Raw genomic sequence first — 25122 nt, 5'->3', positions numbered from 1 at the left:
GGGCTTCATTCGACTATAGCTAAATAACCACATAAACTTTACATCTCTGTAGTGATTAAGCATATAACCCCCATAATCTTATTCGTCGTGTCTATGACTGTGGCTGCTCAGCAGACTATTTATGTTGCTGCGTACGAGTTCCCTCCGTATTTCTCTGAAAAGACCGAGAATCATTTGAGTGGTCAATTGATTGCTGCACTGAATTCTGAGCAAGACGAGTATGAATTTGTCCTGCAGCGCGTTGCGCCAAATGCGCGCTATGATGCACTGAGTGAAGACGGCTGTTGCAGTCTGATTCTATTTGAAGATAAAAAATGGGGTTGGGCTGATAAAGCAGATTATACCGTGGCAACAACGCAGCCCATTAAAATTGGGCATGAACGCTTCGTTGCACTGAAACAACCAGGCCGTGATCAATCGTTCTTCGCTCAAACTGGACTCAAATTTGGTGGCTTGGTGGGATACCACTACCCTTTTGCGGGAAATATCACCGACAACGGCGTTTTGGAAAATGAATACGGCATTTATCTCTCGCATTCCCACAGCACGAATCTGAAGATGCTCCTCAACAAACGGCTTGATTTGGTCATGCTGCATGACGACTACATCGACACCATGATCCCAGCAGAAACCCAAGAGCAACTATTGATTGCCAAGGAACACTACGATCGGTTTGAACTCGCTGTAGTGGTCAATGAAAAGAAGGGACTGGCGGCAAGCAAAATCGAACAACTGCTAGAAAGGATAAACCTCAAAGAGCTCGTTACTCGCTACTAGTTAGCAGTTACTAGTAAAACCTAAACCAAAAGCTAATCGCCAGTAACCATTAACCAGTAGCTAGTAGCTAGTAACCAGTAGCTAGTTAGTACACACTCAGTCCTAGATTGTTGGCCAATTCGCGGATCATATACATCCCGCGTGCCGAGTTGCCGTAACTATTCAGCGGTGGGCTCCAGGCACAGATTACGCCGTAGTCTGGCACAATCGCCACAATGCCTCCGCCAACACCACTCTTAGCCGGTAATCCGACCGTAAAGGCAAATTGCCCTGATTGATCGTACATACCGCTCGTGCTGAGCAGTGCGTTGATGCGCTGCGAATCACGATGGGTAGTGATTTGACGCCCACTGTGAGGGCATTTGCCGCGATTCGCCAAAAATGCCATGCCACGCGCCAATTGCTCGGTCGACATGGTTAGCGCACATTGCCAGAAATAGTGGTCGAGGACCTCCTCAACATCAGACTCAATGTTGTTGAAGCTCTTCATCAGGTAGGCGAGGGCAGAGTTTCTGGCTCCGTGCTCGCGTTCTGATTCATGTACGCGATAATCCACGTACACCTCTTCACTGCCACAGAGTCCGCGCACCATGCTCAATAATGCTGACTTACTGGCGGAATAGTGACTCACCAGCACGTCGCTGATGAGAATCGCGCCGGCATTAATCATAGGATTGCGTGGAATACCCTGTTCCCACTCGAGCTGTACAATTGAGTTAAAGGGTTGCCCTGAAGGCTCCATTTGCACGCGTTCCCACAGTGAGTCGCCCACGCGCTCCATGGCTAACATGAGTCCAAACACTTTTGAGATCGATTGAATGGAGAATGCTTTATCCGCGTCACCGACTGACATCACATTACCGTCTAATGTTGCTACGGTTAATGCGCAATAATCCGACTTCACTTCAGCAAGAGCCGGAATGTAATCAGCGACTTTACCATCGTTCACCGTTAGCGCTTGCTGGAGAATGGACTCCAGCAAAGGCTGTAGGTTATCGGGAGCATGAATAGGCTGCCCGCCGCTGATTACATCGTTGGTCATTCTATCCTTTCACAGATTTAGCTAATAATGGCTTCAAGAAACGTGCCGTATGCGAACGCTCACAAGTCACAATATCTTCTGGTGCACCTGCGGTCAAAATCTCACCGCCTCCACCACCGCCTTCAGGACCCAAATCGATAATCCAGTCCGCGGTTTTAATCACATCAAGATTGTGTTCAATAATGACAATGGTGTTGCCGTGGTCACGCAACCGGTGCAATACCGCCAATAACTGTTGAATATCGTGGAAATGCAGTCCGGTAGTCGGCTCATCCAATATATACAGGGTCTTGCCCGTATCGCGCTTGGACAGCTCGCGCGAAAGCTTCACGCGTTGTGCTTCACCACCTGATAATGTGGTTGCAGACTGCCCCAAACGAATGTAACTGAGACCAACATCCATCAACGTTTGCAACTTGCGTGCAATAGCAGGTACCGGCGCAAAGAACTCATGCGCATCTTCGACCGTCATTTCTAACACTTCGTGGATGCTTTTTCCTTTGTATCGAATTTCCAAGGTTTCCCGATTGTAGCGTTTGCCTTTACAGACATCACACGGGACATACACGTCAGGTAAGAAGTGCATCTCTACTTTAATCATGCCGTCGCCTTGGCAGGACTCGCAGCGTCCGCCGCGGACGTTGAAACTAAAACGTCCAACCTTGTAGCCACGTGAGCGCGCTTCTTCAGTGCCTGCAAACAGCTCGCGAATTGGGGTGAAGATGCCGGTATAAGTGGCAGGATTCGAGCGGGGCGTACGGCCAATCGGTGATTGGTCGATATCCACCACTTTATCCAAAAACTGCATGCCATCAATTTTCTTGTAGGGCGCAGGTTCGGTGACGGTTGCTTTATTCAATTCACGATGTGCGATACGGAAGAGCGTATCGTTGATCAAGGTCGATTTCCCTGAGCCCGAGACGCCAGTCACGCAAGTCATCAAACCCATCGGAACCTTCACTTCGACATCTTTGAGGTTGTTACCAGTGGCACCCGACAAAGTCAGCCATTGCTTACCCGGTTTATGACGCTGCTCAGGAATGGCGATAGCCTTACGTCCGGACAAATAATCAGCTGTTAGCGAGCCTTCGACGTTCAGGATGTCCTCATAGCGTCCCTGTGCAACAATTTCACCACCATGCACACCTGCGCCAGGGCCAATGTCAATAACATGGTCAGCGGCGCGTATAGCATCCTCGTCGTGTTCAACCACAATGACGGTATTACCGAGATCGCGTAAGTGCGTCAGTGTTTTCAGTAATCGTTCGTTGTCGCGTTGGTGCAAGCCAATGGAGGGCTCATCCAGAACGTACATGACGCCGACCAAACCAGCACCAATCTGTGATGCTAAGCGGATACGCTGTGCCTCACCACCCGAGAGCGTCTCCGCACTGCGGGAAAGGCTGAGGTAGTTCAGACCGACATTGACCAAGAAGCCGAGACGGTCGTTAATTTCCTTCAGGATTTTTTCAGCAATTTTGGCGCGTTGACCATCTAATTGCAGCGTCTGGAAAAATTCCAAAGCATCACCAATTGAACGATCAACCACTTGTGGTAACGTCGTGTTCTCGACGAAGACATGCCGGGCTTCCTCACGTAAACGTGCGCCACCGCAGCTTTTGCAAGGTTGTGAGGCTAAATATTTAGCCAGTTCATCACGCACCGCTTGTGAGTCGGTTTCACGGTAGCGGCGTTGCATATTCGGGATAATGCCTTCAAAAGCATGACGGCGAACGACGCGGTCGCCACGGTCGTTCATATACACGAATTCAATTTCATCGCGACCACTGCCGAACAAGATGGCTTGCCGTTGTTCATCGGTGAGCGTTTCAAATGGTTTGTTCAGATCAAACTTATAGTGCTTCGCAAGTGACTGCAGCATTTGGTAATAGTAGAAATTGCGCTTGTCCCAACCGCGAATTGCGCCACCAGTCAAACTCAGTTCGGCATTGGTAACCACGCGCTCTGGGTCGAAAAATTGCTCAATACCCAGACCATCACAACTGCCACAAGCGCCGGCGGGGTTATTAAATGAGAACAACCGCGGCTCGAGTTCTTGCATGCTGTAACCACAATGCGGACAGGCAAAGTTAGCTGAGAAAATCATGTTAACCAGCTTCGAGTCGGCATCCATTGGCGCAACAATAGCGGTACCGCCACTCAGCTCTAACGCTGTCTCAAAAGACTCCGCAAGACGTAACTCGAGTCCTTCGCGAACTTTAATCCGGTCCACGACCACTTCGATAGTGTGCTTTTTCTGGAGCTCAAGTTTGGGTGGATCGCTGAGGTCGCAGAGCTCGCCATCAATGCGGGCGCGAATAAAGCCTTGTGCGGCGAGGTTCTCAAGGACTTTGGTGTGCTCACCTTTGCGATCTTGAATAATCGGTGCCAAGATCATGAGCTTTTCGCCCTCAGGCATAGCAATGACCTGATCGACCATCTGTGAGATGGTTTGTGCAGCTAACGCGACATCATGTGTCGGGCAACGGGGTTCGCCGACCCGCGCGAACATCAAGCGCAGGTAGTCATAAATTTCGGTAATCGTTCCTACGGTTGAACGCGGGTTATGTGAAGTCGACTTTTGTTCAATGGAAATAGCGGGCGACAAGCCTTCAATACCATCAACGTCTGGTTTTTCCATCAACGACAAGAACTGGCGAGCATAGGCTGACAATGATTCAACGTAACGGCGCTGGCCTTCGGCATACAACGTATCAAAAGCGAGCGACGATTTTCCGGAGCCTGAGAGGCCGGTAATAACGACTAATTTATCGCGTGGAATAGTGACGTGGATGTTTTTCAGGTTGTGCGTGCGGGCACCGCGTACTTCAATTTTATCCATAGTCAGACTTCTCTCCGGGGGTTCAAGCGAGAACCCGTTGCAAAACAAACGAGCATTATCGCACAGACGGTTGGTTCTGGTACAATCACCAACGATTTTTTCCAGCGTAGTGAGCATGGCATGTCCCGAACCCAATCAGAACTACACCTAACTCCACTCGAGCGGCGAGCAGCGGGAGCGCTCGCGACTGTCTTTGGGTTACGGATGTTAGGGCTGTTTTTGATCATGCCGGTTATTGCTATTTATGGTCGCGCCTATCCGGACTACACACCTCTTTTAATCGGGTTGGCTATCGGTGCTTACGGCTTGACGCAAGCGGCATTGCAAATTCCAGCTGGCCTATTATCTGATCGCATCGGACGACGACCCGTGATTATTGGTGGGCTGTTGATTTTTGCAGCGGGCAGCATGATTGCGGCGACCGCCGATACGCTCACAGGTGTCGTGATTGGCCGTGCGTTGCAGGGTTGTGGTGCTATTGCGGCAGCTATTTTGGCATTAGCAGCCGATGTCTCGCGTGAGTCCCAGCGCCCGAAAGTGATGGCTACTATTGGCATGTTCATTGGTTTGTCTTTTGCGTTAGCCTTAGTGCTCGGTCCACTGTTAGCGGCTAGCATAGGGCTCAGTGGCATCTTCTGGTTTACTGCGGTGTCGGCTTTGTTAGGCATTCTAGTGCTGCAACTCGCGGTACCACGAGTACAAGTGCATGCAGCCAAAGGTGAAGTGTTGCCGGCAACAAATCAACTGCAAGCGTTGCTAAAACACCCGCAGTTGTTGCGATTGAACAGTGGCGTTTTTGTGTTACATGCGCTGCTGACAGCATTCTTTATCGTAATACCAGAGCAATTGGTGACAGCTGGTTTGGCTGTCGAAGATCACGCGTGGCTGTATCTGCCCACGTTATTGTTGTCTTTTGCTTTGATGCTGCCGATGCTGATTCGCGCTGAGCGTAAACGCCAACAGCCGCTATTTTTCCGCGTTGCCATACTGCTGCTGGCACTGGCAGTCGTTGCCAACGCTTTTTTTGCCGCGCATTGGCTGCTTGTTGCAGGGGTAATTGTCTTATTCTTCACTGGATTTAATTTCCTCGAGGCCACGTTGCCATCGTCTTTGACTCGTTTTGCACCCGCAGGAAACAAGGGCAGTGCCAGCGGTTTGTACGCCACCTTTCAGTTTTTAGGCGCATTTGTCGGTGGCGCATTTGGCGGTTGGATACAACAAGAATTTGGCACGATTGGCGTTGGGATTTTTGCGTTGCTGCTGTTACTATGCTGGTTCATGATCACCGTTGGTATGCAGCCGCCGCCCCAGCGGGCAAGTGTCAGTTTCAAGCTCGCCCCACTGGATCAACAGCGTGCTGACTTGTTACTGGAAAACTTAGCAGCACAAACCGGAGTTACCGAAGTACATGTGGTTGCAGCAGAGCAAGTCGTCTATCTAAAAGTAGACAAATCGACATACAATGAAGACCAAGTGAAGTTGGTTTTAGCACCGTATCAAGCGTAAAACAGATTGAATAAAGAGGACTAAGCATGGCAAGTCGCGGCATAAATAAAGTCATTTTGGTGGGCAACTTAGGTGCCGACCCAGAAGTGCGTTACACCCAGAACAGTACCGCTATCGCTAACTTGTCGATCGCAACCAGTGAAGCCTGGAAAGACAAACAAACCGGCGAGCCGCGTGAAGTCACCGAGTGGCATCGCTGTGTAGCTTATCGCCGACTGGCAGAAATTGCTGGCGAATTCCTGAAGAAAGGCTCCAAAGTCTATATCGAAGGCAAGTTACAAACGCGCAAGTGGACCGATCAGAACAACATCGAGCGCTACACGACCGAAATCGTTATCAATGAATTGCAAATGCTCGACAGTCGTCCAAACCAAGGTGGTTACGGCGGTGGTCAAGGCGGCCAAAGCAATCAAGGTGGCGGCTACGGCGGCGGCCAAGGTGGACAGGGCGGGCAGAAGCCACAAGGCGGTCAACGCCAAGCAGCTCCGCAAGGCATGAACCAGAACCAGCAGCGCCCAGCTCAAAATGAGCCAGAGCCGTTCATTCCAGACCAAGACTTCGACGACGACATCCCGTTTTGATTGAATTCAACAGATAATTTTGCAAAACCCCGCTTCGGCGGGGTTTTCATTAGCGCTTTGGCTAGATTCGACTACACTTGTGCTGCGGTAACTTTCTACTACACACAAAGGATCTGCTATGCGAGTTTTTGTCTCTATCAGTACGATGGTTGCCCTCAGCTTTTTTGCAGTAAGCTGCGGCAAAGCACCCGAGAGCCAGGCGCCCACTGAAACGCCAGCGGCAATAACCTTGCCGACTTATAGCGCTCAAACTTTTTTCGACACCACGACACTTTACGGTTCCTCTATCAATCATGATGGTACTGCCGTGCTGGTAACGAGTGATGAGAGTGGCATTTTCAATGTCTACAGCTATCCATTGGATGGTGGTGAGCCCACGCAGTTAACCAACTCTACTGCCGATGCAATGAGAGGCATCAGTTGGTTTCCGAACGACGACCGCATGCTCTTCACCGCGGACCAGGGCGGCAACGAACTCAATCACGTGTACGTGCGCCTTGAAGACGGCACCACGCAGGATTTGACGCCGGGTGAGAACCTCAAGGCGATGGTCGGTGGTTGGCATGAAGATGATATGCATTTTTACGTCATGACCAATGAGCGTGATAATCGTTTCTTTGATGTTTATCGCTACAGCACAGACGATTTCAGTCGTGAGTTAGTGTACGAGAATAACACTGGCTTTAATGTGGAATCGATTAGTCCGAATGGGCGTTATTTAGCGCTAAGCCGTACTAATTCCAACTCCGATTCAGACCTATTTTTAGTCGATCTGCAAACGGCTAATTCTGAGCCTAAACTCATTACGCCAACTGAAGGTAACGTGTCTCACAGCGCTTACACCTTCAACGTCGATAGCACGAAGCTGGTATACGGTACCGATGGTCACGGCGAGTATTATCAAGCGTGGGAATATGACATCGCTCAAGATGCGCATGCACAGGTGTATGAAGCGGCTTGGGATGTTTCGTTTCTGTATTACTCTGAAACCGGGCGTTACCAAGTGGTTGGTGTGAATGCTGACGCACGCACGGAACTATCGATTTATGACCAGTCGACGGGCGAAAAAGTAGCACTACCCGAGCATCCACCTGGGGATTTACGTGGCGTAAATTTCTCAGACGATGAAGACACTATGGTGTTCTATGTCAATTCCGATGTCTCGCCATCGAACTTGATGGTATGGAATGTTGGCAGCGATTCGGTTGAGCAACTGACCAGTACGTTAGCATCAGAAATGGATCCAGACCATTTAGTGCAAAGCACTGTGGAACGCTTCCCAAGCTTTGATGACTTAACGATTCCTGGCTTGCTGTACAAGCCTCACCAAGCTAGTGCCGATAACAAAGTACCGGCGATTATCTTTATTCACGGTGGTCCAGGTGGACAAACACGGCAGGGCTACAGTGCTATGGTGCAGCACTTGGTGAATCACGGTTATGCCATGTTCGGCGTCAACAACCGCGGTTCATCAGGCTATGGTAAAACTTTCTTCCATTTGGATGATAAGCGCCACGGCGAAGATGATCTGCAAGACATCGTGTACGGCAAAAAATATTTGCAGACGTTAGACTGGGTTGATCCAGACCGTATCGCCGTAATGGGCGGAAGTTACGGTGGCTATCTCACCATGGCAGCACTGGCGTTTACCGATGAGTTTGATGCCGGCATCAATATCTTCGGCGTCACCAACTGGGTACGCACGCTCGAAAGCATTCCGCCGTGGTGGGAAAGCTTCCGTCAATCACTGTATGACGAACTGGGTGACCCTGCTACCGATATGGAACGCTTACGTCGCATCTCGCCGTTATTCCACGCCGATAAAATTAAAGCGCCGGTATTAGTGGTTCAAGGTGCGAATGACCCGCGCGTGTTGCAGGTCGAGAGCGATGAAATGGTTGAAGCCATTCGAGCTAATGATGTGCCCGTCGAATACGTATTGTTCGAAGACGAAGGTCACGGCTTTGCAGTCAAAGAAAATCGCATCGAAGCGCAAGAGGCCTATTTGCAGTTCCTGCTTAAACACCTTTAGAGCGTTATTAGCTATTGGTTACTAGTTACTAGCAAAACATAGATCTGTATTTTCTAATCGCTAGTAGCCAGTAGCCAGTAGCCAGTAGCCAGTAGCCAGTAGCCAGTAGCCAGTAGCTAGGTCAGGTTGTGCTTCGCGGCGACGCGATCGAAGTACTCCAAGACTTGTTTCGCATAGGCGCGTTTTGCCACGTAGTCGCCGTGGAAGAAATTCTTCTTGAAGCCATAGGCAACCATGTCTTTGAGACGTTTCAGTGGCACGTCTACCGTACTTAATGCCAGTTCATATTCTTGCGTGACGGTGGTGCGTGATACCAGACGATTGTCAGTACAAATCACCGTCGCGAGACGATTCGCGTACATGTGCTTGAAGTTGTGATTTTTCACATCGCCAATGGCAGGATTGGTTTGCAGGTTACTGGTAATACAGACCTCAATCGCAATGCGACGATCCGCAATAAATGACGCCAACCGGCGTGCATAGTCGTTTTTGTCGGTAATGGCTGGGTCTTGAATCATTTCCGGGGAGAACAATGAGTAGCCGTGACCCAGACGGTCAGCGTAGCATTGTGTCAAGGCTTCAAAAATACTCTCCGCACCGTATGCTTCACCCGCGTGAACCGTTTTCAGTAAAAAGTTTTGATGGGCGTATTCGTACACTTCTTTGAAGTCGTGCGCGGGATAGCCCATTTCCTGACCCGCGATATCAAGACCAACAATGGGCAGTCCTTCTTCATCGCGTAAGCGCACGCTGGCGCGGATCATTTCCATCGCAGCGGCTTTGATGACTTGCTTAGGTTCATGGTCACGCAACATTTGGAACAACTGGGTGTAGTAAGGTGAAAAGCCTTTCTTACCAAACATTCGCATCGCGCAATTGATAATGCCGTAATCGAACGGTGGCTTGTCGCCATTTTTCACCGCAGTAGAATTGTTGTACTCAGCTTTAGCGCGCGCTAGACCGCGATTGGTGGTGTGCATGACTGTATCAAAATCGATTCCGTGTGCTGGATCCATCATTAATTGCGGCGCAAAGCGTACCTCAATGTAATTAACGCCTTCAGCAAGGTTATCGACGGCAAGTTCATAGGAAGCTTGCTCGAGGTTCTCCATATCCCGTAACACGGCACAGGTGTATTGAAAGCCATTCAAATATTCGCCGAGATTGTTGTATGACTCTTTAAAGACCAAGTCATAGAGTCCATCAACGGTATATGAAGGCAGCTCAATGTTGCTGCGCTTTGCCATCTCAATCAAACCTTCCGGACGTAAGCTACCGTCAAGATGCAAATGCAAGTCCGCTTTCGGCATGGCTTGCAAAAATTCACGGGAATATCGTGGTGACTGAGTGGTCATAGCATCTCCTCGGTAGGGTTGGGTCCAATTAATTGCGTCATAATAGCAAATTTCGGCTTTGCAATCATGCGAGAATATCAGTATAAATCGAGGACAATTAACGCTTTTTTTGACAACTTCGATCACACACCATGGCATCTCTCTATTTTACTTACTCGGCAATGAATGCGGGCAAAAGCACATCTTTGCTGCAGGTTGCGCACAACTATGAGGAACGTGATCAACGCGTTCTCCTTTTGACTCCAGCCATTGATGATCGGGCAGGGAACGGCAAAATTGCCTCCCGCCTCGGTATTGATCGGCAAGCGCTGGCTTTTTCCAATACCACTGATTTAGCAGCGTTGATTGAGGCACGCCACCGCCAGCAACCCATTGATTGTGTATTGCTGGACGAAGCGCAATTTCTCTCGGAAGAGCAGGTGTGGCAATTAACTGATGTGGTTGATCGCGTCGATATTCCGGTGATGTGTTACGGCATTCGCACCGACGCATTCGGCCGCAACTTTCCCGGCAGTGCCGTATTACTGGGTGTGGCGGACAAAGTTTCTGAAATGAAAACTATTTGTCATTGTGGTCGCAAAGCAACTATGAATCTGCGCATTGATGCTCAAGGCAATGCTGTAAAAGTAGGTGATCAAATTGCCATCGGTGGGAATGATCGGTATGTCAGCTGTTGCCGTAAACATTGGAAGGAAAAGTTGGATAAGAACTCATGAATCGTTAGTTTTGATGAAGTGTAAATTTTCCAGTTTTATCAAATAGATTGTTCGCTTTTTCAGTGGTTCGGGTCTAGAGTTAGAAGCACAAACTACGAGGACCGCTATGAAGCTGGCGCCTATTCCACATAATGAGCAGCAACGACTCGCGATGATACGTGAGCTCGAACTCATTGACTCTCAGCCAAACCCAGTCATTGATAAGATTGTGCAAATGGCACGGGAGATCTTTCAGGTCGAATTCGCGCTCGTCAACATTATTGATAAAGACCAAAGCTGGTTTAAAGCCACTGCGGGGTATGAAGGCAAGAGCGCGAGTAGAGAAGATTCGTTTTGCAGTCATGCGATTGTCAACGAACAGACGCTCGTCGTATCCGATGCGTTGAAGGATGAACGCTTTCACGACAATCCCTATGTCGCCACAGAAAACGGTGTACGGTTTTACGCAGGTGCGAACCTAACGGTCGAAGGTGATATTCGTATAGGTTCTTTATGCGTATTCGACACGCAGCCGCGACAATTCACGGAACAGCAAATACGTTGGCTTGAAGTTCTCGCTAGTTGTGTAACCGATGAGATCCTCAAAGAATACCAATTTGCAAACTATGCTGCTGAGCGCGATGTTTTAGCTCAAGGCCCAGTGGTGGCTGTGGTCTGGGAGGTCGAACCGACCGTAAATCTGATTTATGTGGCCGAGAATGCTAAACGAATCCTTGGCTACGAGTCCAACTATCTCCTGCGAAAAGATGTTCCTTACGAATCCATTGTGCATCCTGAAGATCGAAAAGAGCTGCTGGACCGCATGCAAAAGCTCATTGACGGTGTAGAGGTATTTCTCGAGATGGATTATCGCGTGGTAACGCCTCACGAAACCATACGCTGGGTTCACCATTTCGCCCGCACGGACAAGGACAATCACGGCAAAGTATCACGCGTTCGCGGTTACCTCTTGGATGATACTAAAGGTAAGCGACTCGAGTTGGAGTTGATAGAGGCTAATAACAGTTTTGATTTAGCGCTCGCTGTTGGAGAGCTATCCACATGGGATTGGGACTTAGAGACCAATGCCGTTGATTTGAGTCATACCTGGGAAGAAATGCTTGGTATCCCTGAGTCTCATGCTGATTCGCGTGGCTGGATGAAACTGTTGCACCCGGACGATATTGAGCCGGCAAGACAAGCTTTGGTAGCGCATATTCGGGATGAAACTGCGCGTTTTGAAACGCGATTTCGATTGCGTCATGCTGATGGGCATTACATCTGGCTGCATTCCGTTGGACGTGTCGTTAAGCGCGACAAACAACACAGGGCGCTGCGCATCGTTGGCATTCATCATGACATCACCGAGCAGGTCGAGAATGAGCAAGTTCGTTCGCAGCAGGAGGCAGTACTGAGTCTAGTCGGTCAAGTACAACATGACTTTTTATTGGTCAAAGACTTTGCTTCGGTTTGTCAAAGTACTCTCGATCGGTTGCTTGACCTGACAGGGAGTCATCTCGGTTTAATCGGTGAACTGCCGCCACAAGCGCGTACACGAAACCTGCTTTATGTCCACGGAATTCGGGGCGTGAATGAACCAACACTGACAAACGAAATCACTGACAAGCTAGTGAGTCAGGGCGTTGATGTAGCCGTATCTGGAGATATCATTAAATCAGTGCTAGTGCGCGGTGAACCCTTTATTTGCAACGAGCCAGTGTCGCTTCTCGAAGCAGAGTTCACGCCATTACAACTCCCTGCATTTCAGAATGCTTTATTTATTCCAGTGTACTTTCAACGCGACGTCATCGGCATGCTGGTGCTCGCTAACGCTGCGTATTATGAGCGCGAACAACTCTATATGCTGCAACCATTGCTGAACACGCTCGGGACGTTGATGCATATGCGGCGCGTTGAAGAAGAACGGGAACATGCCGTTGCCGAGTTACGTCGTTTAGCCACCACTGATGAGTTGACCGGTTGCGTGAATCGACGTGTATTTCTGGAGCAATGTGAACTTCGTTTTGATGAATTAAAACGTTATAAAACCCCCGTCAGTGTTGCGGTGATCGATCTCGATCATTTCAAAAAGGTAAATGACACCTATGGTCACGCTGCTGGTGATGAAGTGTTACGAAAGTTTGCTGACATCGCTCGTGAAGAGTTACGCGAGATGGATGTCCTTGGGCGGCTCGGCGGCGAAGAGTTCGCTATTTTGTATCCGTACACTGATGAGGATCAAGCTTTGCAGGCAACGGATCGTTTGCGCGAGAGACTAGCTGCGCAGATCATTCCTTTTGAGCAGCGTGAGTTAGTTGTCACAATGAGTGCAGGCGTAACGCAGTTGGCGCCAGATGAGGCGGACATTGACCGCTGGTTAGCCCGAGCTGATGCTGCACTCTACGCAGCAAAAAATGCAGGTCGTAATCGCTGTATTGCCGCAGATAAGGTATAATCCCTAGCCATCCGTGATCGCATTATCGAATGATTGATATCGCTTAAACAGAGGCTTCATGACGACCAACCAATTCTCCATTACAACTCCTGATGACTGGCACTTGCACCTGCGCGACGGTGATTTGCTCGCTACGACAGTCCCAGCTACAGCCGCGGTGTTTCAGCGTGCCGTAATCATGCCCAACTTAGTACCACCGGTGACTACCGTAGAGGCAGCGACAGCCTATCGCGAACGAATTTTAGCGCAAGTTCCAGAAGGGCAAACCTTTGAGCCGCTGATGGCGTTGTATTTGACTCAAACGACAACAGTTGAGACCGTTCGTGCTGCAGCAGAGACACCTTTTGTCATTGGCTTTAAACTGTATCCATCAGGAGCGACCACCAACTCTGATGCTGGTGTGACCGATGTAGGTGCGCTTGGTCATCTGTTTGAGGTCATGGCAGAGTTGCAAGTGCCGCTGTTAGTGCATGGTGAAGTGACTGATGGCGATATTGATATTTTCGATCGTGAAAAAGTATTTATTGATCGTCATTTACGGCCGTTGCTAGACCGTCACCCGTCCATGAAGTTAGTTCTTGAGCATATTACGACACGCGATGCAGTCGAATTTGTAAAGAGCATGGGAACCAATGTCGCAGCAACCATTACACCGCAACATTTGTTAATGAATCGTAATGATTTGCTGGTGGGAGGCGTTCGTCCGCATAACTATTGTTTACCTATACTGAAGCGGCGTGAACACCAATTAGCGCTGCGAGAGGCTGCTGCATCAGGTAATTCAAAGTTCTTTTTGGGTACCGACTCAGCACCGCACGCGCAATCTAAAAAAGAGACTGCATGCGGCTGTGCGGGTTGTTACTCAGCTCCAGCTGCGTTACCACTGTATGCGGAATTCTTTGATCAGATGGGCGTTTTAGATAAATTAGAAGGTTTTGCTAGTTTTTATGGCGCGGACTTTTATGGGTATCCACGTGCGACGACGAAGGTTAAATTGGAGCGTAACTCATGGACCGTTCCTGGCCAGGTCGATACAGCCGTCGGCCCCATGGTGCCCTATTGGGCGGGACAGCCTTTAAAATGGAGAGTGGCAACATAATTATAACGAGCTGCTTAACAATATAACAGCGCAAAAAGTCGCTTTGAATCGTGGCGATATGCTTAATTTGTAGGCATACTAGTACTATAACAAGAATTATAAAAAGCACGACGATTCACTCAAGGGAAATAACAAATTGCTGAAGTTATTGCGCGGTCGAAATAAGAACGAACATAGCGTTGTATTCGCACTGTCGAATGCAGCGGTAAAATTCGTTGTGGCTCGCTGGGTTAACAATTCTCCAGAGCTTATCGTTTCTGACCAAATTGAAGTGCCCGCGCAAGACTACGGGGCGGCAATGCTGCAACTGGCGAATCAATATTCGCGTTTTACCAAAGGTAACCCACGGCTCGCAGTTGTATTGGAGCCCAGCTTGTATCAGAGCGTCGCTGCTGATCGACCAAACTTGCAGGAAGAGTCAGAGATTGCAGCTGCATTGAAATACAGTCTACGTGACCTAGTGTCACTGAATGCAGCGGATATCATTGCCGACTATTACGAGCTTCCCATTCAATTACCGAATCAATCGAAGATCAACGCGATTGTTGCCGATCGACAACTGTTACAGCCGTTGGTTGAAGTCGCATTAGATTTGTCATCCGATTTTGTCGGCATATTCCCTGCTGAATTAGCTTTGGCTGCGCTAATCGACACTGCGTCTGAACCTGTTGTGATTGCTTATCAGAGCGGACAAGAGCCTGCTCTTTTGCAGGTGAGTCGCGAATCAACGTTGCAAGTCAATCGTGTAGTGCGGCCATTGGAAAAGCTCAGCGAGTTGAGTTTTGACGAGATTAAGTTGGGCGGTTTACAACCCCTATCCGTCGAAATCCAGCGCTCGGCTGATTATTTTGAGCGACAACTGCGTCAACGGCCGATCAAAAAGGCGGTCCTTGCGGCTGCGCTCCCTAATTTAGCTGAAGTGACTCAACAACTCAGTGATGACCTCGGCTTAACCGTTGAGGTTTGTTCTTATCCTGCTTGGGCGAAAGACTTAGCTGCGGGTGATTTTAGTGATTTCCCAGCACTTGGTGGTTTACTGTTGTTACAACAGGGCCAAGACAAGGCGAAGGAGGATGCAGCGTGAAGTTGATTGCAAACCTCTACGTCAGCGAACTCAAACCGCGTCATGAACGCTTCACACTAGCGTTTGTAGCCGCCATTTGTGGCGGCCTCGCTGTCGTGTTAACCGTTGCTAATATGGTGGGTAGTTGGTGGCTAACCAGTGAGCAAGAAGCGTCGCAATCACTGCAAGTGCAAATTCAAGAACAACAAAAATTACTCACAGTACAGCAAGAGCTCCTCAAGCAGCGGACGAATGATCCGACTTTACTCGCTGAAAAAGAGCAGTTAGAGAATACTATTGCACAGCGCCAACGCTTGCAGCGGCAAATGCAGATCGTCTTGCAGTCAACAGATGATCAAGTTCCTGAGTTATTGGCCGATATAGCAAGAGTGGATGCTGAAGCCATTTGGTTGCAGCGTATTAGTTTGCGTGATGGTGAATTGACGTTAAGTGGATATACCCAACAACCCGCAGAATTACCATTGTGGATTGAACGCTTTGCCAAGCATGAGAGTTTGCAAGATCGGCAATTTGGTGTGTTCGATTTGCGTGTTGCTAATGACAGTGCGCTAGAGTTTACAGTGGGAACACTCCCAGCTGCGACTGCGCAGACTGCTCGCTCTGACAATCCACAAGTGCTTCCGCAGGTGGCTGCTGGGGGGCAACAATGAAAGAACAATGGTTGAAGTGGCAAGAACAGTTTTTAACGTTACCTGAAAATCGCCGTCGCTTTTGGATGCTGTTTGCAATCGGGATTGTACTCTACATCGGTGTGTGGATGAGTTTATTACCCCTGTACAACGAAGTCTCTGCTGTTCAAGCGCGACAACAACAACAGCAGTCACAGCTAGTCGGCATGGAGCGTGAATTGGCATCGATTCAACGTTCATTAGCTGGCGATCCGGCTGCGGCATTGAGGCGTAATGTCGAACAATTACAAGAACGTTTGGCGCGCATTGATACAGAGCTTCAAGCGGCCTCTAGTTACGTGGGTGCGGCAGATAACCGCGAATTTTTGAAACAGTTATTGGCTGCTGCGGACGGTGTCACTATTCAGTCCGCTTTAGCCATGCCGGTGGAGGTGGTCTATCAAGATCAGGATCAACCCGATACCGCTATTTATAAGCATCGGTTGCAAGTGAAGTTGACGGGGTCTTATTTTGCTGTGCAGCAGTATTTTGCCAAGCTCGACAAATTGCCGTGGACGTTTTATTGGCAGAGCATGGATTATAACGTGCGCACACATCCGAATGCCGATGTGTTGATTGAGCTCTATACATTGAGCTTGGAGCGGAATTATGTGGCGAGTTAGCCTCCTGATGCTGCTGAGTACTGCGTCCGTGGCGCAACAACTGAGTGACCCTACAGCTCCGCCGCGGTATAGTGCGGAGATGGCTGTGTCGTCAGTAACGAACTTACAATTACAATCAATTCAATGGTTTGGTGATTCAAAAATGGCACAAATTAGTGGTCAAAGGGTACGCGAGGGCGATAACCTAAACCAATATCAGGTGCTAGAAATTGAACTTCATCAAGTTCGATTGATGAATCGAGAAGAACAACAAGAGGTAACTTTGTCGTTATTTTCTCCAATTAAATCAGATGTGAATGCGCAGTCAGGTCAGCAATCAGGGGAGTTGATTATCCAATGAGACTGCTGACCTACACGTTGATCATACTGCTACTCACTGCATGTGCCTATTCGCCAGACCGAAAGCCGGCTGAATTGCAACGTGCTTTAGAGTCGGGAACTCAAAGTACTCAATCAAAAGTACGGCCACCGTTGCCAGATTCGGTCCGTGCGGCTATCCAAGGTTCACGCGATAATCAATTGCAAGCGCAAGGCGCAGCTCTGCTCGCAGAACCGCGATTCTCAGTATCCGCTAATAATGTTTCAGCGCCTGATTTCTTTGCTGGCTTGGCTGCAGACTCTCCTTATAACATCGTTCTTCACCCTGATGTCAGCGGAACCATTACGGTGAGTTTAAAGGACGTGACATTGCAAGAAACGTTGGCCGTGGTCAGTGATATCTATGGTTACGATATTCGCCAAGAAAATCGGATGATCCGGGTTTTCCCATCAGGCTTGCGTAGCGAAACCTTCACGTTCGATTACTTATCAATGCAACGTAGTGGCTCATCATCCACCAGTATTTCCAATGGTGGTGTGCGCGAAAATGATCGTAATACCACCAATCAAGGCACGAATACCAATGTGAATAACCGCAACCTTGGTAATGAAGGCGGCGGGAATAATAATCAGAATATCAGTGGGCAACAAGCGAATGGTTCCTCGATTTCGAGTAGTTCTTCGACCGATTTCTGGGGCGACATTGAACAAATTATTAAGGGCATTATTGGCGAGGGTGAAGGCCGTCGTGTCGTATCAGCGCCGCAAGCTGGACTGATTACGGTAACGGCATTACCGCAAGAGCTCCGTGCGGTTGGTGAGTTCTTAGCCAACGCTCAGGAGCGTCTTCAACGCCAAGTTATTTTAGAAGCACGAATTGTTGAGGTGTCACTGAACGATGACTATCAGCAAGGCATCAACTGGAGTGACTTATTCCGTATCGGTAACGCAACCGGGACCATTGGTTTTTCGGGCTCCGCTATCGCAGCACCGAATGGTGTGTTTGGTATGTCGTTGGATGTCGGTGACTTTAGTGGCGTTCTCAACTTGCTACAGACCCAAGGGAATGTGCAAGTGCTGTCGAATCCGCGCATTTCCGCATCGAATAACCAAAAAGCGGTGATTAAAATTGGTGAAGATGAATACTTCGTAACCAACGTCTCGACGACAACCGTGACAGGGACGGCAACCACTAGTACACCGAATGTGGAACTGACTCCGTTCTTCTCGGGCATTTCGTTAGACATCACTCCGCAAATCAGCGATTCGCAAACGGTCACGTTGCATGTGCATCCGTCAGTCGTACAAACTACGGCGCAAGAGCGTGTGGTGAAGTTGCAAGATGACACGCTGGTGCTGCCATTGGCGCAAAGTAACATTCGCGAAAGTGACACTATTGTCACTGCTCGCAATGGCGAAGTAGTGGTACTCGGCGGCTTGATGCAAAGTAACTATACTGAGAGTGAAACCAAAGCACCGTTGCTCGGCGATGTTCCTGTCTTAGGTAACTTGTTTAAGAATAAGCAGCGTCGCGAAACTAAAAAAGAATTAGTAATTTTGATTCGCCCTATAATTGTTGGCGCCGATTCATGGAATACGGAGCTCGAACGCTCCTCAGACTTATTAAAACAGTGGTACGGGAACTAGCACACGCATGTATCAGAACCACTACGGGTTGCGTGAACTGCCATTCACGCTAACACCGAATACCAGTTTCTACTGTGATCTCGACGGGCATCGCTCGGCACTCGAGGTCCTTTTGACTGCCTTGGAAACCGGTGAAGGGTTCATCAAAGTTGTGGGTGAAGTCGGTACAGGTAAAACATTGCTCTGTCGTAAGCTACTTAACGAACTACCTGAGCAATTTGTTTCTGCCTATATCCCGAATCCTTACCTTAATCCTGCTGAATTACGCGAGCAAATTGCGCGCGAACTGCAGGTTGAAATTGATGACGAACACAACCAACAGTTGCTGACCCAAGCCATTCAACAAAAGCTGCTGGAAATTAACCAACAGGGCAAAACTGTGGTCATTGTGCTCGACGAAGCACAAGCGCTGCCATCCGAGAGTCTCGAAGCATTACGCCTTATATCCAATTTAGAAACGGAGAGTCGTAAGCTACTACATATTGTGTTGTTTGGTCAGCCCGAACTCGACGAGCGTTTGGCTCAGCGCGAACATCGGCAATTGCGGCAACGTATTTCGTTTAGCTACAACCTTCATGCTATGTCTATTCATGAGTTGGCGCGTTATATTTCGCATCGTCTGCATGTTGCGGGCTACAAAGGCCCTCCTATTTTTAGTGGTAAAGTCGTCCAGCAATTGCATGAAGCGAGCCGAGGTATTCCGCGTCTCGCCAACGTGCTCTGCCACAAGGTTTTGCTGTTGTGTTATGGCGAAGGAACCTATGCTGTTCTCCCTAGGCACGTCAAAACAGCAGTTGCAGACACCGAAGATGTCGAGTTGAATTCAACAGGTTGGGGTGCATGGATTGCCTTAACTAGCGTATTTGTATTTGCCATCGCTGGATTTGTCGCGTACCGCCAAGGCTGGCTTGGAGGTTGGCTGTGAGCGTCATTAATCGGGTGTTACGTGACTTAGATCAACGCCAACAACAACAATCAAAAGGCTCATATACGCCCGCGGCTATGGCACCACAACCATTGCATTGGACCTGGATGATTGGCATTGCCGTAGGTACGGCAGTGGTGATTGTTATTCTTTTAAACCTCTATTGGTGGCTGACTATCGATACTGACCCTGCACTGCAAGTGGTTGAAGCTCCAGTAACGAACCAGCCTACTGTGATTGCCGCAACTGCAGAGGAGTCTGCGGACCAAGCTGTTGAAGAAGTGGAAAGAGGAACTGACGCTGAAAGTGCCAGCAAACCTGCTTTGCAGCGAGGGCCAGTGAAACCGCGCGAGCTTGTTCAAGTTCCCCCATCGCCCACTGAGTCGAGAACTTCCGAACTGGAAGAGGCAGAGGCAACAACTGAGCCAGTAGTCAGCGAAATACCCACAGAGACACTAGCGACAGTTGCGCCAGAGCCTGAAGCCGAAGTTGAAGCGACCGATACCCCATCAACTTTTGCCGTCGAGCGCGTACAATTAAGCCCGAATGAGTTAGCCGAAACCAATCTACAAAAAGCCCGCAGTGCATTGCGGCGCGGTGAGCGTGAGCAGGGCCAAGAGTTATTGGAAAAAGCGTTAACGGTTATGCCTGAGCATGTTGCTGTGCGCAGCGAATTGGCAGCGTATTGGTATGGTCGCGGTTTCGCGACACGAGCTGTCGCAATCCTGCAGCAAGGTCTTGACCGCGTGCCGCAACAGAGCCAGTGGCAACTTCTGCTGGGAAGAATTTTGGAGCGAATGGGGCGGATTGAAGATGCCTACATTGCTCTGCAGTCAGTTGATTCAAGCTCAGCTGAGTATATTGATTTACTCGAAGTGCGTGGTAATGCTGCGAATCAATTGGGTTACTTTAGTGAAGCCGCACAAGATTTTCTGGCACTCGCGAGTTTGAAAAGCGAGGGACGTTGGTGGCTGGCGGCGGCTGTCGCGTTTGAGGACGCAGGCGAACCAGCAGCTGCACTCAGAGCATATCGACAAGCAGCATTCGCTCGTGATCTCGGTGTTGATGCGCGACGTTATGCAGAAGATCGCCTACAAGCGTTAGGAGGCTCTTAATATGCGTCCACGTCTTAAGATGCGCCTCGGCGACTTATTGGTTCAAGAAAAAATCATTAAAGAAGCTCAGCTTGAACAGGCTCTTGCTGACCAAAAGCAAAACGGCCGTAAGCTTGGTGTCACGCTGATCGATTTAGGCTTTATTACAGAACAAGAGTTACTCGAGTTTTTAGCCAAGCAGCTCAATATCCCGTTTATTGAATTATCAGAACGTAAAATTCCGCCTGAGACCGTCAATTTATTGCCAGAAGTTCAGGCCCGTCGACATCGCGCTTTGGTGGTCGAAGCATCTGCGACTGAGGCGACCGTTGCGATGTCGGATCCAGCGGACTTAGCGGCCATTGATGCGATATCGCAGTTTCTATCGCCGCGTGAAGTCAACTTGGTGGTGGTGCCCGACCACGAGCTGCTATCGGCATTTGATAATCTTTACCGCCGCACCAAAGATATCGCACAGTTTGCCAGTCAGTTGCAGACTGAATATGAAGACGCATCTGAGTTTGACCTTGGCTCATTATCCCTCGATGACGACGATGATGACGCAACGGTTGCCAAGCTTTTGCAATCTATCTTTGCCGATGCGGTGCAAGTGCGCGCATCAGATATTCACATTGAGCCGGATAATAACGCGTTACGCATTCGCATGCGGGTCGACGGTGTCTTACAAGAGAATGTCTTACGCGAAACCAATATCGCCAGCGCTCTGTTATTGCGCTTGAAATTGATGTCAGGACTCGATATTTCGGAAAAACGACTGCCTCAAGATGGGCGTTTTCATATAAAAGTACGTGATCACGCTATTGATGTGCGGGTATCGACACTACCCACTCAATACGGCGAATCCTGTGTTATGCGTTTGCTGGATCAATCTGCTGGACTGTTGAACCTAGAGCAGACTGGGATGCCAGATGATATTCTCAAGCGAGTACGGCGCTTAATCCATCGTCCTTATGGCATGTTGATCGTAACCGGCCCCACAGGTTCAGGTAAAACGACTACGCTATATGGCGCACTGAGTGAATTGAACCAGGCTGAAAAGAAGATTATTACGGTCGAGGATCCGGTGGAATATCGTCTGCCTCGAATCACCCAGGTTCAAGTGAACTCCAAAATTGGTTTGAATTTCTCGAACGTACTGCGAACTACCTTGCGACAAGACCCCGATATCATCATGGTGGGTGAGATGCGGGATAGTGAGACCGTCGAAATTGGTTTGCGTGGCTCCATTACCGGTCACTTGGTATTAACAACGCTACACACCAACGACTCGATCACCAGCGCGCTGCGATTGATCGACATGGGCGCTGCACCCTACCTGGTGGGGGCCGCACTGCGTGGTGTGTTGGCGCAACGTCTGATCCGGCGAGTTTGCGAAAGCTGTAAGCAGCCAGAAGAAATCGAGCCACAAGATCTCGCGTTGTTAAGACGTATGCGACCTTCTATTCCAGCGGATGGCAGTGGCTTTGTGCATGGTCGTGGCTGTCGTAATTGTAACCATACGGGCTATAAAGGTCGTGTCGGTGTGTTCGAACTGCTCGAAATGAACGAGGCGATGATCGATGCTTTGCGTGATAGTAATATGCGCGAATTTGCGCAGGCAGCACGAGAGTCGGCAGGATTCCGTCCACTCGCTGATGTGGCCCTCGATTACGCGCGCGACGGTATTACAACGGTTGAAGAAGTATTGTTCTTAGCCGAGACGGTTGAAGAGAAGGAATTGCGCATCGATGCTTCGGTAGCTGCCGAGGCTGAGGAGGGTGATGATGGCTGATTTTAGTTATCGTGGCCGTGGCGCCGATGGCAAACTGGTTTCTGGAATGGTCGATGCTTCGACCGAATCAGGTGCGGCAGAAGTCTTATTAAGGCGTGGCGTAACCCCTATTGAAATAGCTTCGGCAAAACGCAGTGCAGCCACGGAGTCGCAGTCCTTAGAGCTATTCAAACCCAAAGTTCGCACCGAGGACTTAATTGTTTTTACACGTCAAATGTATGCGTTGACGAAAGCCGGTATTCCGATGCTTCGAGCAATGGAGGGTTTGGCAGAGAACACAACGAATAAGCGGTTATCGGAAGTTCTGTTTGATTTAGTCGATCAGCTTGAGAAAGGTCGTCAGCTGTCGGCAGCTATGGCGATGCATCCAAAAGTGTTTCCGCGATTATTGGTCGCAGTCATCCATGTCGGTGAAAACACAGGACAATTGGAAGAATCATTTGAGCAGTTATCGGCCTATTTGGGTAAGGAAGAAGAGACTCGTAAGCAGGTAAAAGAAGCCACACGGTATCCAACCTTCATCTCTATTACCTTGGTCATTGCGGTTTTTATATTAAATATATTTGTGATTCCAACATTTGCGTCGATGTTCGCGCGGTTTGGTGTCGAGCTGCCGCTGGCCACGCGCATCCTGATTGGCACCTCTGATTTTTTTGTGGCTTACTGGCCGGCGATGATCTTGGGTATCGGCGTGGCTTGGTTTGGCGTCGTCAAATATATTGGCACCGCGACGGGTAAACTGAAGTGGGATCACTTTAAGTTGAGAATCCCTTTGATCGGTAGCATCATCATGCGCTCATTACTATCGCGATTTAGCCGTAGTTTTTCCGTCATGCTACGCGCGGGCGTGCCTTTAACACAAGGGCTGTCGTTAGTGGCTGATGCGGTCGACAATTCCTGGATGGGTCGAAAAATCAATGACATGCGGCGAAATATTGAACGTGGTGAAAGTTTAACTCGAGTGACCAAGTCGAGTCTGTTATTCACCCCGTTAGTTTTACAGATGATCGCAGTGGGCGAGGAAACTGGCCGTGTAGATGAAATGTTGACAGAGGTCGCTGACTACTATGAACGAGAGGTTGATTATGACCTCAAAAGTTTGACAGCTAAGATAGAACCCATCATGCTTGCAATCGTAGCGGTAGTTGTGGCTGTGATGGCTTTAGGTATCTTTATGCCAATGTGGGATATGATGAGTGCTTACCAGGGTGGAAGTTAAATAATTTAACATTTATAACACAGAAACCCATAGCTTATATTATTTGAAAAATAGTATAGATGACTAGATAATAAACAATAAGTCGTAAGGGGAAGTACCAAGTGCTACAGAATAGACATTCAGGTTTTACATTAATCGAGCTGATTATTGTAGTCGTGATCCTTGGATTGCTCGCGGCATCAGCACTGCCTCGATTTACCAGTGTCACGGCTGATGCTGAGGACTCAGCACTTGAGGGTGTTGCAGGTGGTTTTGCGACCGCTATTTCCTTGGTGCGTGCGGAATGGGAACTTCGTGGTCGCCCCTCCGGCAATGCTCAAGGTGCTGGCGCTGAGGTTGTCATGGATGGCATTACTGTCAATGTTGATGGCAATACGGGTTTTCCCGTTAGCGGCAACAGTAACCTCGACGCACATGATGAAAATTTAATCGGTGACGATTGTCGCACCTTGATGCAGGCTATTTTGCAAGGCGCACCAACCGCCACAACCAATTTTACCCTACTGGGTGAAAACCGTTATTTCGTGGCTCGCGAAAACAACGGAACGAATGATATTTGCGTGTACTATCTAGCAAATACCATTAAAAGTCGAACCGCTGCACCGGCGGGTGACGACTATTTGAGCGTGGGCAATGCTTTTGTTTACAATCCACGCACCGGTGGGGTAAGCATTTACAGTAATAATGACTGATTTTAAGTTTTATACTTATAACTGAGGAATTTCCTCAAATAATAGAAAGGAAGTGCGTTATGAACTCACAAAAAGGTTTTACTTTGATCGAGCTGATCATTGTGATCGTGGTCTTGGGGATTTTGGCGGTCACTGCTGCACCACAGTTTATCAACTTTGGTGGTGATGCTCGTGAAGGGACTCTGCAGAAAATTCAAGCATCAATGATTTCTGCTGGTGATATTATCTATGGTAAAGCGTCTATCGATGGTATTGAAAATGATGGTATCGACGACAATGGTACCGCTGGTGATACTACCGATGATACCTATCCTTCAACAGATGGATATGATGTTATATACGGTTATCCAGCGCCAACTGCGGCTGGTATCATCAGTGCATTAAATTTGAGTTCGGGTGATTGGGATATCGTTTACAGCGTTGACCAAACCGATCCGGCATCTGACCCAGCAGTGGGTGATTCTGTAAAAATTTCTCCAGTTGGTCGTAACAGTGACGACGATGGTGCAGCAGCGGTCGCCCCAGCAACTGCAGGTGTCGATTTTGACGAAGTGGTATCGTGCTACATCGAATATACGGGTCCAGCTGATTCAGACAGCCAACCAGTAATTACGATTACAAATTTAGATTGTTAATAGCATCTAAGAAAGGCGCTTCGGCGCCTTTTCTTTTCTTC

At 48.9% G+C, this 25122-nt stretch carries 21 protein-coding genes; 18 read left to right on the top strand and 3 right to left on the bottom strand.

The genetic code is table 11. The features are described 5' to 3' along the window. Window positions 1-93: 93 nt before the first annotated feature. The gene (locus CWE22_RS06765; RefSeq protein ID WP_169930578.1) at window positions 94-777 is read left to right on the top strand and encodes an amino acid ABC transporter substrate-binding protein; all 684 of its coding nucleotides are present in this window, start codon (window positions 94-96) and stop codon (window positions 775-777) included. Window positions 778-862: 85 nt separating this feature from the next. On the opposite strand, the gene glsA is transcribed toward CWE22_RS06765, so the two are convergent. Both glsA and uvrA read right to left on the bottom strand, forming a co-directional pair. Further along, entirely contained in the window at window positions 863-1819 is a 957-nt protein-coding gene (gene glsA, locus CWE22_RS06760; RefSeq protein WP_169930577.1) for a glutaminase A, read from the bottom strand. 1 nt (window position 1820) lies between these two features. Continuing rightward, the gene (gene uvrA, locus CWE22_RS06755) at window positions 1821-4661 is read right to left on the bottom strand and encodes an excinuclease ABC subunit UvrA (protein ID WP_169930576.1); all 2841 of its coding nucleotides are present in this window, start codon (window positions 4659-4661) and stop codon (window positions 1821-1823) included. 120 nt (window positions 4662-4781) lie between these two features. Between uvrA and CWE22_RS06750 the strand changes: the two genes are divergently transcribed. The 3 genes from CWE22_RS06750 to CWE22_RS06740 all read left to right on the top strand — a co-directional run bounded on the left by CWE22_RS06750 (window position 4782) and on the right by CWE22_RS06740 (window position 8780). Then, complete coding sequence (locus tag CWE22_RS06750) at window positions 4782-6167, top strand: MFS transporter (protein ID WP_169930575.1); 1386 nt, start codon at window positions 4782-4784, stop codon at window positions 6165-6167. 26 nt (window positions 6168-6193) lie between these two features. Continuing rightward, window positions 6194-6748 (top strand): single-stranded DNA-binding protein, encoded by a 555-nt coding sequence (gene ssb, locus CWE22_RS06745; protein WP_169930574.1) that lies wholly within the window; start codon window positions 6194-6196, stop codon window positions 6746-6748. 118 nt (window positions 6749-6866) lie between these two features. Continuing rightward, window positions 6867-8780, top strand: a complete 1914-nt coding sequence (locus CWE22_RS06740) for a S9 family peptidase (RefSeq protein ID WP_169930573.1) — start codon at window positions 6867-6869, stop codon at window positions 8778-8780. Between the two features lie 116 nt (window positions 8781-8896). On the opposite strand, the gene CWE22_RS06735 is transcribed toward CWE22_RS06740, so the two are convergent. Beyond that, entirely contained in the window at window positions 8897-10135 is a 1239-nt protein-coding gene (locus tag CWE22_RS06735) for an adenosine deaminase family protein (RefSeq protein WP_169930572.1), read from the bottom strand. A gap of 131 nt (window positions 10136-10266) precedes the next feature. Here CWE22_RS06735 and CWE22_RS06730 point away from each other — a divergent pair, with 131 nt between their 5' ends. The 14 genes from CWE22_RS06730 (at window position 10267) to CWE22_RS12160 (ending at window position 25081) form a co-directional block, all read left to right on the top strand. Further along, window positions 10267-10851, top strand: coding sequence for a thymidine kinase (locus CWE22_RS06730; protein ID WP_169930571.1), 585 nt, complete (start codon window positions 10267-10269; stop codon window positions 10849-10851). 106 nt (window positions 10852-10957) lie between these two features. Beyond that, window positions 10958-13285, top strand: coding sequence for a sensor domain-containing diguanylate cyclase (locus tag CWE22_RS06725; RefSeq protein WP_169930570.1), 2328 nt, complete (start codon window positions 10958-10960; stop codon window positions 13283-13285). Window positions 13286-13343: 58 nt separating this feature from the next. Further along, window positions 13344-14384: a dihydroorotase gene (pyrC, locus tag CWE22_RS06720; RefSeq protein ID WP_169930569.1), complete on the top strand. Its 1041-nt coding sequence runs from the start codon at window positions 13344-13346 to the stop codon at window positions 14382-14384. A gap of 136 nt (window positions 14385-14520) precedes the next feature. After that, window positions 14521-15468 carry a hypothetical protein gene (locus tag CWE22_RS06715; RefSeq protein WP_169930568.1) on the top strand — a complete coding sequence of 316 codons (948 nt, stop codon included), beginning with the start codon at window positions 14521-14523 and terminating at the stop codon, window positions 15466-15468. Next, window positions 15465-16118 (top strand): PilN domain-containing protein, encoded by a 654-nt coding sequence (locus CWE22_RS06710; RefSeq protein WP_169930567.1) that lies wholly within the window; start codon window positions 15465-15467, stop codon window positions 16116-16118. The genes CWE22_RS06715 and CWE22_RS06710 overlap by 4 nt, the downstream gene beginning before the upstream one ends. After that, window positions 16115-16759: a hypothetical protein gene (locus CWE22_RS06705; protein ID WP_169930566.1), complete on the top strand. Its 645-nt coding sequence runs from the start codon at window positions 16115-16117 to the stop codon at window positions 16757-16759. Before CWE22_RS06710 ends, CWE22_RS06705 begins: the two co-directional genes overlap by 4 nt. Further along, complete coding sequence (locus tag CWE22_RS06700; RefSeq protein WP_169930565.1) at window positions 16746-17099, top strand: hypothetical protein; 354 nt, start codon at window positions 16746-16748, stop codon at window positions 17097-17099. The genes CWE22_RS06705 and CWE22_RS06700 overlap by 14 nt, the downstream gene beginning before the upstream one ends. Further along, a complete protein-coding gene (gene mshL / locus CWE22_RS06695) occupies window positions 17096-18724 on the top strand; it encodes a pilus (MSHA type) biogenesis protein MshL (protein WP_169930564.1) in 1629 nt (542 codons plus the stop codon). Before CWE22_RS06700 ends, mshL begins: the two co-directional genes overlap by 4 nt. Before the next feature lie 7 nt (window positions 18725-18731). Beyond that, window positions 18732-19649 (top strand): ExeA family protein, encoded by a 918-nt coding sequence (locus CWE22_RS06690; RefSeq protein ID WP_169930563.1) that lies wholly within the window; start codon window positions 18732-18734, stop codon window positions 19647-19649. Further along, entirely contained in the window at window positions 19646-20764 is a 1119-nt protein-coding gene (locus CWE22_RS06685) for a tetratricopeptide repeat protein (RefSeq protein WP_169930562.1), read from the top strand. The genes CWE22_RS06690 and CWE22_RS06685 overlap by 4 nt, the downstream gene beginning before the upstream one ends. A gap of 1 nt (window position 20765) precedes the next feature. After that, on the top strand, window positions 20766-22535 hold the full coding sequence (locus tag CWE22_RS06680; RefSeq protein WP_169930561.1) for a GspE/PulE family protein: 1770 nt from the start codon (window positions 20766-20768) through the stop codon (window positions 22533-22535). Beyond that, complete coding sequence (locus tag CWE22_RS06675; RefSeq protein ID WP_169931053.1) at window positions 22528-23754, top strand: type II secretion system F family protein; 1227 nt, start codon at window positions 22528-22530, stop codon at window positions 23752-23754. Before CWE22_RS06680 ends, CWE22_RS06675 begins: the two co-directional genes overlap by 8 nt. Before the next feature lie 101 nt (window positions 23755-23855). Beyond that, window positions 23856-24446 (top strand): prepilin-type N-terminal cleavage/methylation domain-containing protein, encoded by a 591-nt coding sequence (locus CWE22_RS06670; RefSeq protein ID WP_169930560.1) that lies wholly within the window; start codon window positions 23856-23858, stop codon window positions 24444-24446. A gap of 59 nt (window positions 24447-24505) precedes the next feature. Next, a complete protein-coding gene (locus CWE22_RS12160; protein ID WP_169930559.1) occupies window positions 24506-25081 on the top strand; it encodes a type II secretion system protein in 576 nt (191 codons plus the stop codon). Window positions 25082-25122 lie beyond the last annotated feature (41 nt).

The organism is Pseudidiomarina aestuarii (genome assembly GCF_003987355.1).
GTDB lineage: Bacteria > Pseudomonadota > Gammaproteobacteria > Enterobacterales > Alteromonadaceae > Pseudidiomarina > Pseudidiomarina aestuarii.
This window is presented reverse-complemented; position numbering and strand designations above follow the sequence as displayed.